Raw genomic sequence first — 15,053 nt, forward strand, 5'->3', positions numbered from 1 at the left:
TTCGGCGCTGTCCCAAGACAGCGCCGTTTAGGTGTTACTTGATCAGCCCAACCCGCGAAAGGCTCGGCAGGTGACTCAATTTCGGCTCTGGCCAACTCATCCAGACAGCGAAGGCCTTGCCGACGATGTTCTTGTCCGGAACCATGCCGTGCAGCTCTTTTGGAATGTTGGGGTCATCCCAGTATCGGCTGTCGTTGGAGTTGTCGCGGTTGTCGCCCATCATGAAATAGTGCCCAGCCGGGACTACCCACTGTTGGTCCGGCGGCATCCGGTAGCGGCCCATTTCCTTACGGATCAGGTGTTCCACCTCGCCCAGTTTTTCCTTGTACAGCTCGGCGCTGCCCAGGGTGCCTGGCTCGGTACCCACCAGTTGCTCGGCAATCAGCTGACCGTTGACGAACAACTTCTTGTCGCTGGTGTAACGGATCTGGTCACCTGGCAGGCCAACCACCCGCTTGATGTAGTTCACGTTCGGATCGCTCGGGTAGCGGAACACCATTACATCACCCCGCTTAGGGTCACCAACCTCAATGACCTTCTTGTCGATCACCGGCAAACGAATGCCATAGGAGAACTTGTTCACCAGAATGAAATCGCCCACTTCAAGGGTCGGCTTCATCGACCCCGAAGGGATCTGGAACGGCTCTACCAGGAACGAGCGCAGCACCAGCACGATGAACAGCACCGGAAAGAACGACTTGCCGTATTCAACCAGCAGCGGTTCCTTGTTGAGCTGCTCAAGTACCGACATATCAGGCTGGCTGACGCTGCCCTGATAGTTACTGATCGCTGCCCGCCGGCGTGGCGCCAGAAACAGCAGATCAAGCAAGGCCAGCAGACCGCAAACGGCAACGGCGATGACTAACAACAGCGGGAAATTTAGCGACATAGGACCTAGCTATCCAACCTGAGCACGGCCAGGAAGGCTTCTTGTGGAATTTCCACGTTGCCGACCTGCTTCATGCGTTTCTTACCGGCCTTCTGTTTTTCCAACAGCTTGCGCTTACGGCTCACGTCGCCACCGTAACATTTAGCCAGTACGTTCTTTCTGAGCGCCTTGACAGTGGTTCGCGCGACGATCTGCCCGCCAATGGCGGCCTGGATGGCCACATCGAACATCTGCCGAGGAATCAGTTCCTTCATCTTCTCGGTCAATGCGCGACCTTTATAGTGCGCATTGTCACGGTGCACGATCAGGGCCAGGGCATCGACCTTGTCGCCGTTGATCAGCACGTCGAGTTTTACCAGATTCGCCGACTGATAACGGTCGAAATGGTAGTCCAGCGACGCATAACCACGGCTGGTGGACTTCAAGCGGTCGAAGAAGTCCAGAACCACTTCGTTCATCGGCAGATCGTAGCGCACTTGTACTTGCGAACCGAGGAACTGCATGTCGCGCTGTACGCCGCGCTTCTCGATGCACAGGGTAATGACGTTACCCAGGTGCTCTTGAGGCACGAGGATGGTCGCCTGCACGATCGGCTCACGGAAATCCTCGACTGCAGAGATATCCGGCAGCTTCGATGGGTTATCGACGTAGATCGTTTCGCCCGTCTTGAGTTTGACCTCGAAGATTACGCTTGGCGCGGTGGTGATCAGGTCCAGGTCGTATTCGCGCTCCAGGCGCTCCTGGATGATCTCCATGTGCAGCATGCCGAGGAAGCCGCAACGGAAGCCGAAGCCCAGTGCGTCGGAGCTTTCCGGCGAGTACTGCAACGACGAGTCGTTCAGGGTCAGCTTCTGCAATGCATCACGAAAATCTTCGAAATCATCGGAGCTGACCGGGAAAAGACCGGCATAAACCTGTGGCTGAACCCGTTTGAAACCTGGCAGCACCTCAACCTCAGGGGTTGAGCTCAGAGTCAGGGTGTCGCCCACTGGCGCACCATGAATGTCCTTGATGCTGGCAATGATGAAGCCCACTTCACCGGCCTTGAGGTCGACGGTCTGGGTATGTTTCGGGGTAAATACACCGACGCTGTCCACCAGGTGGACCTTGCCGGTGGACTTGACCAGAATCTTGTCGCCTTTCTTCACGCGACCGTGGCGTACACGCACCAGGGACACAACGCCCAGGTAGTTGTCGAACCAGGAGTCGATGATCAGGGCTTGCAGCGGCGCTTCGATATCACCGGTCGGTGCAGGAATGGTGTGCACCAGGCGCTCAAGCACCTCTTCCACACCCAAGCCGCTCTTGGCGCTGCAGGCAACGGCATCGGTAGCGTCGATACCGATGATCTTCTCGATTTCTTCCTTGACCCGCTCCGGGTCGGCCTGGGGCAGGTCCATCTTGTTCAGGACCGGCATGACCTCAAGGCCTTGCTCGATGGCGGTGTAGCAGTTGGCAACCGACTGAGCCTCGACGCCCTGGCCAGCATCGACCACCAGCAAGGCACCTTCACAGGCGGCCAGCGAGCGGCTGACTTCATAGGTGAAGTCAACGTGACCTGGGGTATCAATGAAGTTCAACTGGTAGGTGACACCGTCCTTTGCCTTGTAGTGCAAGGTGACGCTGTGAGCCTTGATGGTGATCCCGCGCTCGCGCTCCAGGTCCATGGAATCGAGTACCTGGGCTTCCATCTCACGCGCGGACAGGCCGCCGCACATTTGAATGAAGCGGTCGGCCAGCGTCGACTTGCCATGGTCAATGTGGGCGATGATGGAGAAATTGCGGATATGACTCAAATCACTCACGGGTCAACACTCAAAAAGGCTGCGGAACGAGGCCCGCCGAAAAATAGCCGGGAATTGTACCTGATGCTCAGCGTGGGCGTCACGTGAACAACGATTTCGCGCCGTAGGAACATCCCCTGCCAACTGTACGATTCCCCCACAGCAGGCGCTTACAGAGTGCTCTGCGCTCATCAGAAGACACAAAAAAGGGCGGCCGTGGCCGCCCTCTTCAATCAACCCGGCTTATTCAGCCAGCTTGAAGGTGATGAAACTGGCACGGCCCTGACGCAGCACACGCATCGACACCGAACGGTTCTTCGGCAGGTCCTTGGCAATTTCAGTGAAGCTCTTGGCCGAAATGATCGCCTGGTTGTTCAGATGAGTAATCACATCACCTGGACGCAGGCCAATCATTGCAGCAGGGCCGTCCTGAACTTCCTTGATGACCACACCGCCCTTCAGCTCCAGCGCTTTCTTCTGCTCGGCATTCAAGTCCGCCACGGAAACGCCCAGGCGGTTGCTGCTACGCTCGATGCCACCGTTGGCACTGGCTACGATTTCCTGATCGTCATCCGGCAGTGCGCCGATGGTGACATCCAGCGTACGGCGTTTGCCTTCACGGACCACTTCCAGACTGGCTTTGGCGCCTTCTTTCAGGCCACCCACCAAATGAGGCAGATCAGCGGACATGATGATCGGCTGACCATTCATGCTCAGGATAACGTCTCCCACCTGCAGGCCACCCTTGGCCGCCGGGCCACCCTCAAGCACCTGGGCCACCAGCGCACCGGCTGGTTTATCCAGGCCAAACGACTCTGCGAGGTCCTTGTTGACCTCCTGAATGACCACACCCAGCCAGCCACGACTGACCTTGCCGTCTTTCTTCAGTTGGTTGGAGACATCCAGCGCCACATCGATCGGGATAGCGAACGACAGGCCCATGAAGCCACCGGAACGGGTGAAGATCTGCGAGTTGATCCCGACCACCTCACCGTTCATGTTGAACAGCGGGCCACCGGAGTTACCCGGGTTGATGGCCACGTCCGTCTGAATGAACGGCACATAGGTGTCGTTAGGCAGTGTACGGCCCTTGGCACTGACAATACCTTTGGTCACCGAATGATCGAAGCCGAACGGCGAGCCGATAGCCAGCACCCATTCACCGACCTTGAGTTTCTCCGAATCGCCCAGCTTGACGGTTGGCAGGTTCTTGCCATCGATTTTCAAGAGCGCAACATCGGTGCGCGGGTCAGTGCCCACCACTTTGGCCTGGAACTCACTGCGATCCGACAGACGGACCATGATCTCATCGGCATCGGCCACTACGTGATTGTTGGTCAGCACGTAGCCATCACTGGAGATGATAAACCCCGAGCCCAGCGACTGCGCCTCGCGCTGGCGATCGCCACGCGGCGAGCGGGGCGCTGGAGGCATGTTGCGCTCAAAAAATTCACGGAACATCGGCGGCAAGCCTTCCAGGTCTGGCATCTGCCCACCGGCAAGCTGACGATCCGGCATTTTTTGCCGGGTACTGATGTTCACCACTGCCGGCGAAGCTTGCTCGACCAGCGTAGTGAAGTCCGGCAAGGCTTCGGCCTGCGCGGTGACCACCTGACCGAGCATCAGCACGGCGGCGAACAACGTTAGATACGATTTCAAGCGTGGTATTGACATACGGCTCCCGTCACAACAAGCGTGGTTAAGCAGTAGGGACCTGCGAACGCAAGAAGCCCGGCGGCACCCGTGAAGGCGACAAACAGGCTGGATGCATAGGCATTCTTGATGCTGCAACAGCAGAAAAGGCCAGACCCCGAAAGGCCTGACCTATAGAAAATTCCATCAGATTTTGCAAACCGCAAAGCTTACCAATCATGTCTGTCCCTGGTCGGCGTGCCTGTCATCCGTGCACCTCTTAAACGACAATCACTGCTTGGCCTGAGCATCTTGCGCCCGCATCGACAGTGCAACGCGCTCAGCCGTGCCGATCGGAATTTCACCGACAACGGTCACCGCCATATCCCCTTTGGGCGTCGTCAAGCGTCGCGAAACTGCAACGGTCGGCCCAAGCTGGGTACGCGTATCGACAGCGCCACCCTCGCCAGAAGGCTCGACAAACACAGAGAAGCGCGCCAACCCGTCGTCATACATGAGGCTACTGACAGTTCTTTTTCCGTCCTGGCTTTGGCGTATCGAGCTGTTGACCAGCTCAAACCCTGGCGGCAACCAGTCTGAACGCCAGCCTGTCACGCGCTGTGCAGCCTCTTCAGAAGCCTGGGCAACCGCCTTGCAGTTATCGCCAGGCTGCAACTGAGCGTCGCTCGGAACATTGGTCGTGTCCAGGCGCGTGAACTGGAAACGCTCCAGTAACTGCCCCTTGTCATTGATCATCAATGACTTGAGCGGCAAGCCGGTTTCGCGATCCAGATGAAGTTCAAACGCATAACGATGCTGGTCACGCGGGCTGAGGGTAACGATAGTGACGTCGCGACCGGCGACACGCGAACGGCCGGCAATGCCCAGGTCATACCAGTTCATCAGTTTCAGCGGATCAAGTACACGACCAGGAACGGCCGGTACACTGCTCACCTCCGCCAACAAGGCTCCGCTCACGCAGCGGGTAATACCGTCAACACGCACGACCTCCTGAGCCGCCCCATCGAGCTGCACCAAACGCTCGCTGATCTTGCCATCCTGAACGCGATGCCAGACTTCGTGAGTGGAGAAACTGCCGTTACGCTCGTAAACGAAAGTACCCTGATAGCTTTGCTGTTGCTCGGCTTTTGCCAGACGACTGAGCCAGTCAGTAGCTTCAGTGGAGGAATTGGCGGCTAAGGCAGGGCCCGTCAACCATACACCGAGCAAAAGCGGTATGAGAGGTAGCGTGCGCATGATCCTCCTTACTTAGCGATTTTCCAGGCTGGCCGCACGGGCATAAGGCAAAGCGCTTTCAGTGCCTTTCAGGGCTGCTTCCTGAGCATGTTGACGCAAGTATCCTGGCAAACGTTGATCCTGCCAGCCTGCTTGCCCCTGGAGCACACCATTGGCCATCGGCCCTGGCTGATCGGTACTTTCACTATAGCCTGCCAAAACAGCAGGGCCCTGCACTTGTGGCACAGAAAGGCCTTGCTGAGGCTGCTGGGCTGCCAGTTGAGCGCCAGTGATCTCATTTTGGTTGTACAGCCGAACGCCTGCCAATACCGCAACCGTTACCGAGGCAGCAACCGCCAGACGCCCCAGGCTACGCCATGACCGAGGGGCAGCCTTCACCGGAGTCGCTTCATCGGCCAGCGCTGCCGACACGGCAGCAGCGATGTCCAGCTGCGGCACCAACAGCTCTTTGTGCATGGCTGCACGCGCAATCTGATAACGCGACCAGGTTGCACGGGCTTCAGAATCGTCGACGGCATTCAATACCCGACGCAATTCCAATTCGTCCGCTTCGTTATCCATTACCGCGGACAGCGATTCCTGCAAAGCTTCACGACTCATGGCGGTTCCTCTCTTGGCTGTCGCCGCTGTCTCAGGTTTCCTGCAACAAGGGCTGCAGGGCTTTATCTATGGCCTCCCGAGCGCGGAAGATTCGGGAGCGCACGGTACCCACCGGACACTGCATGACGCTTGCAATGTCCTCGTAACTCAGACCTTCGAATTCGCGCAAAGTTAACGCTGTACGCAAATCTTCTGGCAGTTGCTGAATGGTTCGATGAACAGTGTCTTCGATCTCATCACGCAACAACGAGCGTTCTGGGGACTCGAGATCCTTGAGGCCATGATCGCCGTCGTAAAATTCCGCATCCTCGGAACTTACATCGCTGTCTGGTGGCCGCCGACCGCGCGACACCAGATAATTCTTTGCCGTATTGATGGCAATGCGGTAAAGCCAGGTGTAAAACGCACTGTCACCACGAAAATTGCCCAGAGCCCGATAGGCCTTGATGAACGCTTCCTGAGCCACATCCTGGGCTTCATGGGTGTCGTGCACAAAACGCACGATCAACCCGAGAATCTTGTGCTGATACTTCAGCACCAACAGATCGAAGGCTCGCCTGTCGCCGCGCTGTACGCGCTCGACAAGTTGCTGATCCTCTTCCTGGGTTAGCATGAATACTCCTCGGTGAACCTGGAGGAGTGCTGCAACAGCCATCGCTCAGGCTTGCAAACATAGACTCGGGCTTTTCGCAAAAGTTCTCCCCCTCCAAGCAAGTTTCCTGCAGCCTGTCGTCAGCCCGCACGAAAAAACGCAGCACGGTCGTCGCCGGCTGCGTCGATAGTCTGGTCATCGAAGGCATGGGCAGAGCGGCTAACACAAGCCCCGGCTGCCATCGACGCGGCGTCCTGTGATGCAGGCAGCCTTCTATGGATATCCGAAATTCAAGGAAAGTTCCCGCTGCCGACAGGGATACCTCATACGCAAAATCGGCAGATAGCATGGAAATACCGGGTATTGGGCTGTTATAAAGACTACCCATTTCGATTCACGATAGTTTCACAATGCCATAAAAGCCTGACTATTGTGCCGATCCCCCCCTTTATATACTAGGGGGCACCTACGCCCTCTTGGTCGCCCCGCGCGGAAGTTCCAGACATGAGCCAACAGTTTCAACATGACGTCCTAGTGATTGGCAGCGGCGCTGCCGGCCTGAGCCTGGCCCTCACCTTGCCAGAGCACTTGCGCATTGCCGTTCTCAGTAAAGGCGAGCTCGCCAACGGTTCAACGTTCTGGGCTCAAGGTGGTGTAGCAGCCGTACTCGACGACACCGATACCGTGCAGTCTCATGTCGAGGACACGCTCAACGCAGGCGGCGGGCTTTGCCATGAAGATGCCGTGCGCTTCACGGTCGAACACAGCCGAGAAGCCATCCAGTGGTTGATCGACCAGGGCGTACCGTTTACGCGCGATGAACATGCCAGCGTCGACGACGGCAGTTTTGAGTTCCATTTGACCCGTGAGGGTGGCCACAGTCATCGACGCATCATTCATGCTGCCGACGCCACTGGCGCGGCGATCTTTACCACCCTGCTCGCCCAGGCTCGACAGCGTCCCAACATCGAACTGCTTGAGCAACGGGTTGCGGTCGACCTGATCACCGAGCGGCGCCTGGGCCAGGAGGGTGAGCGCTGCCTGGGTGCCTACGTTCTCAACCGCTCGACAGGCGAAGTCGACACCTACGGCGCACGCTTCACCGTACTGGCTACCGGAGGGGCCGCCAAGGTCTACCTCTACACCAGCAACCCCGACGGGGCCTGCGGCGACGGTATCGCCATGGCCTGGCGGGCAGGCTGCCGGGTCGCCAACCTGGAGTTCAACCAGTTTCACCCGACCTGCCTGTATCACCCGCAGGCCAAGAGCTTCCTGATTACCGAAGCACTGCGCGGCGAAGGCGCACTGCTCAAACTGCCGAACGGCGAGCGTTTCATGCCGCGCTTCGATCCGCGCGCAGAACTGGCACCACGGGACATCGTCGCCCGCGCCATCGACCACGAGATGAAGCGCCTCGGGGCAGACTGTGTCTACCTGGACATCAGCCACAAGCCCGCCGAATTCGTCAAAAGCCACTTCCCGACCGTTTACGAACGCTGCCTGACCTTTGGCATCGACATCACCACCCAGGCAATCCCGGTAGTGCCGGCCGCTCATTACACCTGCGGCGGCGTAGTGGTCGACGAACAGGGCCATACTGATGTGCCCGGCCTCTATGCCATTGGCGAGACCAGCTTCACCGGCCTGCACGGTGCCAACCGCATGGCCAGTAACTCGCTGCTTGAGTGCTTCGTGTATGGGCGCTCCGCTGCTGCCGACATCATCAGCAAGCTGGACCAGGTAAGCATGCCCGCAACATTGCCATGCTGGGATGCCAGCCAGGTCACCGACTCGGACGAAGACGTGATCATTGCGCACAACTGGGACGAACTGCGGCGATTCATGTGGGACTATGTCGGCATCGTGCGCACCAACAAGCGCTTGCAGCGTGCCGAACACCGGGTACGCCTGCTGCTCGACGAAATCGACGAGTTCTACAGCAACTACAAGGTCAGCCGCGACCTGATCGAGCTGCGCAACCTGGCCCAGGTCGCGGAACTGATGATACGTTCAGCCATGCAACGCAAGGAAAGTCGCGGGCTGCATTACACGCTGGACTACCCACAGATGCTGAAAGAGGCCCGCGACACTATTCTGCTGCCGCCCACCTACGCCGACTGAACTTCAACCGCACGCGCAGGCGCCGGTGCTGCACCGGCTCCAGCGCGTCGAAGGGAATGCACAGGCTTTCCGTCCAGCGTCGCCCAGCGCGCCTGAAGCGCAGCAGTACCAGGCCAGGCAACGCCAGGCTGTCACGACACAACTGCACCGACTGCCAGCCCTGCGCAGGGCTCCACAGATGCCAGCCCTGGGCGTCTCTACGCAACCGGGTGAACGCACGGGGATGAGTCAATACGATATGCCGCGGCAACACCCAGGCGCCATGCAACAGGCACAGGGCAGCCCCGAGTAAGCGCACGACAACGGGAAGGTCCAGCAGGGTCAGGGCAAGCAGCGCCGACAGCTGGCCGAACAGGTAGGCCGCCAGCAACCCCCGAGAGGCTTGCCAGCGACATTCGAAGCGGTCACTTGGGCTGGACACGGTCCAGGATCATGCGAACCATGCGCTGCAGCTCAGGGTCTTCGGACTCGGTACGTTCCATGAACCAACCGAACATGTCCTGATCTTCGCAAGCCAGCAGGTTGCGGTAGCACTCGCGGTCCGCTTCGCTCAGGGTCGCATAGACTTCCTGGGTAAAAGGTACCAGCAGCACATCCAGCTCGAGCATGCCACGGCGGCTGTGCCAAAAGAGCCGGTTGAGTTCAGATTGTTCGACCATGGAGCCCTCCTCAAATAGGCGGCCAGTATACAAGGGTAGGCAAGGCCAGGCACAAGGCATTGGTCTAGTTCACCTACCTATTTTTCCGACGGCGCTCTATGATGAGCCCCAGTCTTATCACCCTGCGATGACCCATGGCCGATTCCGCTTTTTTCTGCACCTTGTCTCATGAGGGCGTCCTCGCCGTCCGCGGCTCGGACGCCGGCAAGTTCCTGCAAGGTCAACTGACCTGCAACATCAATTACCTCAATGAACACACCTCCAGCCTGGGTGCCCGCTGCATGCAGAAGGGCCGCATGCAGTCGAGCTTCCGCATCCTGCCGCAGGCTGACGGCTATGTGTTGGCCATGGCCAGCGAGCTGATCGAGCCACAACTGGCGGACCTCAAGAAGTACGCCGTGTTCTCCAAAGCCAAGCTCACCGACGAAAGCGCCGCCTGGGTTCGCTTCGGCCTGAGCCATGCTGAACAGGCGCTGCAAGGGCTTGGCATCACGGCGCCAGCCAAGCCCGACGAATTCGTTGTGCATGATGGGCTGATGGCAATTGCCGTCTCGGAAGGCCGCATTGAACTCTGGTGCCCGGCGGCGAATGCCGACCAGGTACGCAGCCACCTGGCTGCCCACCTGGCAGCAGGCGAGCTGAACGACTGGCTGCTTGGCCAGGTGCGCGCCGGTATTGGCCAGGTCATGGCGCAGACCCGCGAGCTGTTCATCCCGCAGATGATCAACCTGCAAGCGGTAGGCGGTGTCAGCTTCAAGAAGGGCTGCTACACCGGCCAGGAAATCGTCGCGCGCATGCAGTACCTGGGCAAGCTCAAGCGCCGACTGTACCGTCTGGCCCTAATCGACGGCCCACTTCCAGAGCCGGGCAGCGCACTGTTTTCTCCGGTACACGCCTCGTCCGTTGGCGAGGTGGTGCTGGCGGCCCGCAGCGAACACGGCTGCGAACTGCTGGCTGTGCTCCAGGCCGACGCAGCAGAAGACGGCAACCTGCACCTGGGTAGCCTGGAAGGCCCGAGCCTGCAATTGCTGTCGTTACCTTATGAGCTGGATCGCGACCGCGAAATCCAGCGTTGAGCCAGCCCCGCCCTGCCGCACAGTACGTCAGGGCCCTCATTGAATGCGGTAGAGAATCACAATGAACACGCTGGCAAAGATGGTCGAAGCACAATTGCTGACCGCCATCGACAACGACGACCTGGTGCTGCCGACCCTGCCGGAGGTGGCCCTGAGTATTCGCGAAGCGGCCGAAGACAGCGAGATCAGCGTCAGCACCCTGAGCAAAGTGATCCGCCGCGACGCCGCCCTTTCGGCGCGCCTGATCAAGGTGGTCAACAGCCCACTACTGCGCGCAGCCTGCGAAGTCACCGACTTGCAAGCAGCCATCACGCGCCTGGGCATCAACTACAGCTGTAACCTTGCTATCGGCCTGGTGATCGAGCAGATCTTCCATGCGCGCTCAGAAGCCGTCGAGCAGAAAATGCGCGAAATCTGGGCAAAAAGCCTGGAGATTGCAGGTATCAGCTATGAAATCTGCCTACGTTTCACCAACCTCAAGCCTGATCAGGGCGCCCTCGCCGGCCTGGTTCACCAAATCGGCGTGCTGCCCATCCTAACCTACGCCGAAGAACACAACGAACTGCTGTCCGATCCGGTATGCCTGAACCACATCATCGAGCAGATTCATCCCTCGCTGGGCGACAAGATCCTCAGTGTCTGGGAGTTCCCTGAGCAACTGGCAAAACTGCCAAGCCTGACCCAGGACCTCGACCGCCGAACCCAGCAGATCGATTACGTCGATATCGTTCAGATTGCTCGCGCCATCAGCGATACCAGCGGACGCGAGCGTCCCCTCGCCTCGCTGCCGGCCTACGCGCACCTGAAGTTGCCGGCCAACACACCCCTGCTGAGCAGCGACCTGCTCAGCGCTCGGCACATGTTCCGCTAGCCCGGGGTGAAGCTGACGCGCACCCTCAAGCCACCACCTTCACCATCGTGCAGGCTGATCTGGGCAAGGTGTGCACGGCAAATTTCACCCACGATGGCCAGCCCCAGGCCGGTACCCTGTGCGCCACGCCGGTAGAACCGCTCGAAGACCCGCTCGCGCTCCGCCGCCGGGATTCCCGGCCCATCATCTTCCACCTCAAGAACACCCGGCGCCATGACCCTCAGGATCACGTTGCCACCGGGCGGGGTATGGGCCAAGGCGTTGTCCAACAGATTGCTCAGCAACTCGCTGAGCAAGGTTGGTTCGCCACGTAACTGCACCGGTTCCGGCGCCTCGAGCGCCAGCGCCACACCACGGGCATGAGCCAATGGCGCCATGGCCATCCCCAACTCACGCGCCAACTGACTGAGGTCGAGTAACTGCGCCCCGCCTTCGGCAATTGCCCGGGCACCATTCTCCACCCGCGCCAGCGACAGCAACTGATTGGCCAGATGGGTCAGTTTGTCAGTACTTTGGGCGGTTGCCTCGAGAGTGTCACGCCACACCTGCGGCTCCTGTGTGCGCAACCCCAACTCGACCCTCGCTTTCAACGCTGCCAGCGGTGTACGCAGTTCATGGGCCGCCTCGGCAATGAACTGTGCCTGACGCTCAAACTGCCCGCGCAGGCGCTCAGTGAAGTGGTTCAAGGCGCGCACCAGAGGCCCAAGCTCTCGTTGCACCTGCACCTGCGGCAGCGGTCGCAGGTCGTCCGGCTGACGCTCCTCTACCGCTCGGCGCAAACGCCCCAGCGGACGCAGCGCGGCACTCACCGCAAACCACACCAGAAACAACGCACCAATCGCCAGCATCCCTAGCCGCAGCAAGGTGTCGGCCATCAGGCTGCGGGCCATGCGTACCCGCGCCTCTTCGGTTTCGGCAACACGAATTTCGGCCATGCCGTTCATGTTCGGCTCGCTCACCGCCTTGAGCAGGCTGACCACGCGTACGTCCTGCCCCAGGTACTGGGCATCGTAGAAACGCGCCAGCGCCGGGTAGTCGTCAGTGCGCGGCGTACCCGGTGGTGGTGGCGGCAGGTTTTCGTAGCCGGAGATCAAACGCTGATTAATATCGTTGACCTGGTAGTAAATACGTCCGGCGCTGTCATAAGCAAAGGTGTCCAACGCTACATAAGGCACATCGGCGCTCAAGGTACCGTCGCGCTGGGACAGCCCAGCCGCAATGGTCCGCGCCGAGGCCAGCAGTGTACGGTCGTAAGCGGTGTCGGCAGCCTCTCGACCGTTCCAATAGGCGCTCAGGCCGCTGGCCACCATCAACACCACCAGCAGCAGCGCCAGGTTCCACAGCAGCCGCCCGCGAAGGCTTCCTGAGTCACGCATCGCGGTGCTCAAGCAGGTAGCCGAGCCCCCGGAAGGTAACGATCGCCACTGGCTGACCATCGAGTTTCTTGCGCAGGCGATGCACGTAGATTTCGATGGCATCAGCGCTGGCTTCCTCATCCAGACCGAACACCTGCGCCGCCAGCTGCTCCTTGCTCATCACCCGCCCAGGGCGAGCGATCAACGCTTCAAGCACTGCCTGCTCGCGGGAGGTCAGTGTCAGCAACTCATCACCCAAAGTGAAGCGCCGGGTATCAAGGTCATAGACCAGTGGCCCGCAGCGCTGCTGGCGCTCCCCTCCCAACACCGTACGGCGCAACAACGCCTTCACCCGCGCTTCAAGCTCACTCAGTTCAAACGGCTTGGCCAGGTAATCGTCGGCGCCCAGGTTCAGGCCGTGCACCCGATCCTTGACGTCACTTCGCGCAGTCAGCATCAGCACCGGCACGTTCTTGCCGCGTGCGCGCAGGCGCGCCAGTACTTCAAAGCCATCCATGCGCGGCAAGCCGACATCAAGCACGGCCACCGCATATTCCTCACTGGCCAGGGCCAGGTCGGCGGACACGCCATCGTGCAGCATATCGACGGTCAAGCCGATGCCCTTGAGTGCCTGAGCCACGCTTTCGGCCAGTTGCAGATGGTCTTCGACGAGCAGAACACGCATCGTTTTTCCCCGGTTACGTCGCGGTCAATGGCGCGGTCAATGGCGCGGAGTGTACAGCCGAGACAACCACTGTGAAGCCATCGTCGCAATGAAAGTGCATTGAAAGGTTAGTGAAAGCTTCACCTCATAGCATCCCTTCACGGCCCTCTCTGGAAGCCGATAAGCGAACCTCAAGGCTCGCGCTAATAAGAACAATAACGGAGTGATCCACCATGCTGTCGAAGCAGCTGCAGGCGTTCGCGCCTACCCGTCATTTGCGTACCCGCCCTACCGCTATTGCCAGCGCACTCGCCCTTGCTGGCGTTGCACCGCTGAGCCAGGCCGCTTTCATCGAAGACAGCAGTGCCAGCTTTGAAACCCGCAACATGTACTTCAACCGTGACTTTCGCGACGGCACCAGCGCCCAGCAATCCAAACGCGACGAATGGGCCCAGGGCTTCATGCTCAACCTGGAGTCAGGTTACACCGAAGGGACCGTTGGCTTCGGCATCGACGCCCTGGGCATGCTGGGCATCAAGCTCGACTCAAGCCCCGACCGTACCGGCACCGGCCTGCTGCCGACCCACGACAATGGCTATGCCGCCGACGAGTACTCCAAGCTGGGCCTGACCGGCAAGGTGAAGATCTCCGCCACCGAACTGAAGCTCGGTACGCTGATCCCCGAGCTGCCGACCCTGCAGCCCAATGACGGGCGCATCCTGCCGCAAACCTTCGAGGGCGGCCTGCTGACCTCCAAGGAAATCAAGAACCTGACCTTTACGGGCGGTCGCCTGGAAAAGGCCAAGGACCGCGACGACACCAACAAGGAAGATATCGCCCTCAACAACAAGAACGGTCGCTTTCTCGGCACCGTCGCCGGCAACCACTTCGACATGGCGGGCCTGGACTACCGGCTCACCGATCGGATCACCGGCAGCTACCACTACGCCCAACTCGACGATGTGTACCGCCAGCACTTCGTCGGCATGCTCGCCAGCCAGCCGATGGGCCCAGGCACCTTCGGCGCCGACCTGCGCATGGCCTTCAGCGATGACCAGGGCCAGGCCCGTGGCGGCAAGATCGACAACACCGCGCTCAATGGCCTGCTCAGCTACGCCCTCAACGGGCACAAGCTCAGCGCCGCCTACCAGCATATGTCCGGTGACAGCGCCTTCCCGTATGTCGACGGCTCCGACCCGTACCTGGTGAACTTCGTCCAGATCAACGACTTCGCCGGTGCCGATGAGCGCTCATGGCAGGTGCGCTACGACTACGACTTCGCCAAGCTGGGGATACCTGGCCTGACCTTCATGAGCCGCTACATAAACGGCGACAATGTCAGCCTGGCCAACGGCGGCGAGGGCAAGGAGTGGGAACGCAACAGCGAGTTCAAGTACGTCGTCCAGAGCGGCACGTTCAAGAACGTCGCCGTACGCCTGCGCAACGCGACCTACCGCTCGTCGTTCGCCCGTGACGCCGACGAAGTGCGGCTGCTGGTGAGCTACAACGTGGCGCTGTGGTAAGCCCAATAACAATAATATCCGAGGAGAATG

General features: G+C 59.8%; 14 protein-coding genes. 4 read left to right on the plus strand and 10 right to left on the minus strand.

From position 1 onward, the window contains the following. Nucleotides 1–34: 34 nt before the first annotated feature. The 6 genes from lepB to rpoE form a co-directional block, all read right to left on the minus strand. Entirely contained in the window at nt 35–889 is an 855-nt protein-coding gene (lepB, locus tag CS390_RS19340; RefSeq protein WP_065759355.1) for a signal peptidase I, read from the minus strand. Between the two features lie 5 nt (nt 890–894). Next, on the minus strand, nt 895–2,694 hold the full coding sequence (gene lepA, locus CS390_RS19345; protein ID WP_065759356.1) for a translation elongation factor 4: 1,800 nt from the start codon (nt 2,692–2,694) through the stop codon (nt 895–897). A gap of 222 nt (nt 2,695–2,916) precedes the next feature. Continuing rightward, nucleotides 2,917–4,296 carry a DegQ family serine endoprotease gene (locus CS390_RS19350; protein ID WP_371918272.1) on the minus strand — a complete coding sequence of 460 codons (1,380 nt, stop codon included), beginning with the start codon at nt 4,294–4,296 and terminating at the stop codon, nt 2,917–2,919. Between the two features lie 300 nt (nt 4,297–4,596). After that, nucleotides 4,597–5,562: a MucB/RseB C-terminal domain-containing protein gene (locus CS390_RS19355; RefSeq protein WP_099775633.1), complete on the minus strand. Its 966-nt coding sequence runs from the start codon at nt 5,560–5,562 to the stop codon at nt 4,597–4,599. Nucleotides 5,563–5,574: 12 nt separating this feature from the next. After that, nucleotides 5,575–6,162 (minus strand): RseA family anti-sigma factor, encoded by a 588-nt coding sequence (locus CS390_RS19360; RefSeq protein WP_099775634.1) that lies wholly within the window; start codon nt 6,160–6,162, stop codon nt 5,575–5,577. Between the two features lie 31 nt (nt 6,163–6,193). Continuing rightward, entirely contained in the window at nt 6,194–6,775 is a 582-nt protein-coding gene (gene rpoE, locus CS390_RS19365) for an RNA polymerase sigma factor RpoE (protein WP_099775635.1), read from the minus strand. Between the two features lie 483 nt (nt 6,776–7,258). On the opposite strand from rpoE, the gene nadB reads away from it, so the two are divergent. Continuing rightward, nucleotides 7,259–8,875: an L-aspartate oxidase gene (gene nadB / locus CS390_RS19370; protein ID WP_099775636.1), complete on the plus strand. Its 1,617-nt coding sequence runs from the start codon at nt 7,259–7,261 to the stop codon at nt 8,873–8,875. Here the strand turns inward: nadB and CS390_RS19375 are convergent. Beyond that, nucleotides 8,844–9,296 carry a protein YgfX gene (locus CS390_RS19375; protein ID WP_099775637.1) on the minus strand — a complete coding sequence of 151 codons (453 nt, stop codon included), beginning with the start codon at nt 9,294–9,296 and terminating at the stop codon, nt 8,844–8,846. The two genes, nadB and CS390_RS19375, sit on opposite strands and share 32 nt — an antisense overlap. Next, on the minus strand, nt 9,280–9,534 hold the full coding sequence (locus CS390_RS19380) for a succinate dehydrogenase assembly factor 2 (protein ID WP_065761106.1): 255 nt from the start codon (nt 9,532–9,534) through the stop codon (nt 9,280–9,282). Before CS390_RS19380 ends, CS390_RS19375 begins: the two co-directional genes overlap by 17 nt. A gap of 134 nt (nt 9,535–9,668) precedes the next feature. On the opposite strand from CS390_RS19380, the gene CS390_RS19385 reads away from it, so the two are divergent. Next, entirely contained in the window at nt 9,669–10,610 is a 942-nt protein-coding gene (locus tag CS390_RS19385) for a folate-binding protein YgfZ (protein ID WP_099775638.1), read from the plus strand. Nucleotides 10,611–10,671: 61 nt separating this feature from the next. Then, entirely contained in the window at nt 10,672–11,481 is an 810-nt protein-coding gene (locus CS390_RS19390) for an HDOD domain-containing protein (protein ID WP_065761108.1), read from the plus strand. On the opposite strand, the gene CS390_RS19395 is transcribed toward CS390_RS19390, so the two are convergent. Further along, nucleotides 11,478–12,857: a sensor histidine kinase gene (locus tag CS390_RS19395; RefSeq protein WP_099775639.1), complete on the minus strand. Its 1,380-nt coding sequence runs from the start codon at nt 12,855–12,857 to the stop codon at nt 11,478–11,480. The two genes, CS390_RS19390 and CS390_RS19395, sit on opposite strands and share 4 nt — an antisense overlap. Then, complete coding sequence (locus tag CS390_RS19400; protein ID WP_065761110.1) at nt 12,850–13,521, minus strand: response regulator; 672 nt, start codon at nt 13,519–13,521, stop codon at nt 12,850–12,852. The genes CS390_RS19395 and CS390_RS19400 overlap by 8 nt, the downstream gene beginning before the upstream one ends. Nucleotides 13,522–13,733: 212 nt before the next feature. Between CS390_RS19400 and CS390_RS19405 the strand changes: the two genes are divergently transcribed. Then, on the plus strand, nt 13,734–15,023 hold the full coding sequence (locus CS390_RS19405; RefSeq protein WP_099775640.1) for an OprD family porin: 1,290 nt from the start codon (nt 13,734–13,736) through the stop codon (nt 15,021–15,023). The last annotated feature ends 30 nt before the right edge of the window (nt 15,024–15,053 follow it).

Origin of the sequence: Pseudomonas sp. HLS-6 (genome assembly GCF_002753995.1) — a bacterium.
In the GTDB taxonomy this organism is placed as follows: Bacteria; Pseudomonadota; Gammaproteobacteria; order Pseudomonadales; family Pseudomonadaceae; genus Aquipseudomonas; species Aquipseudomonas defluvii.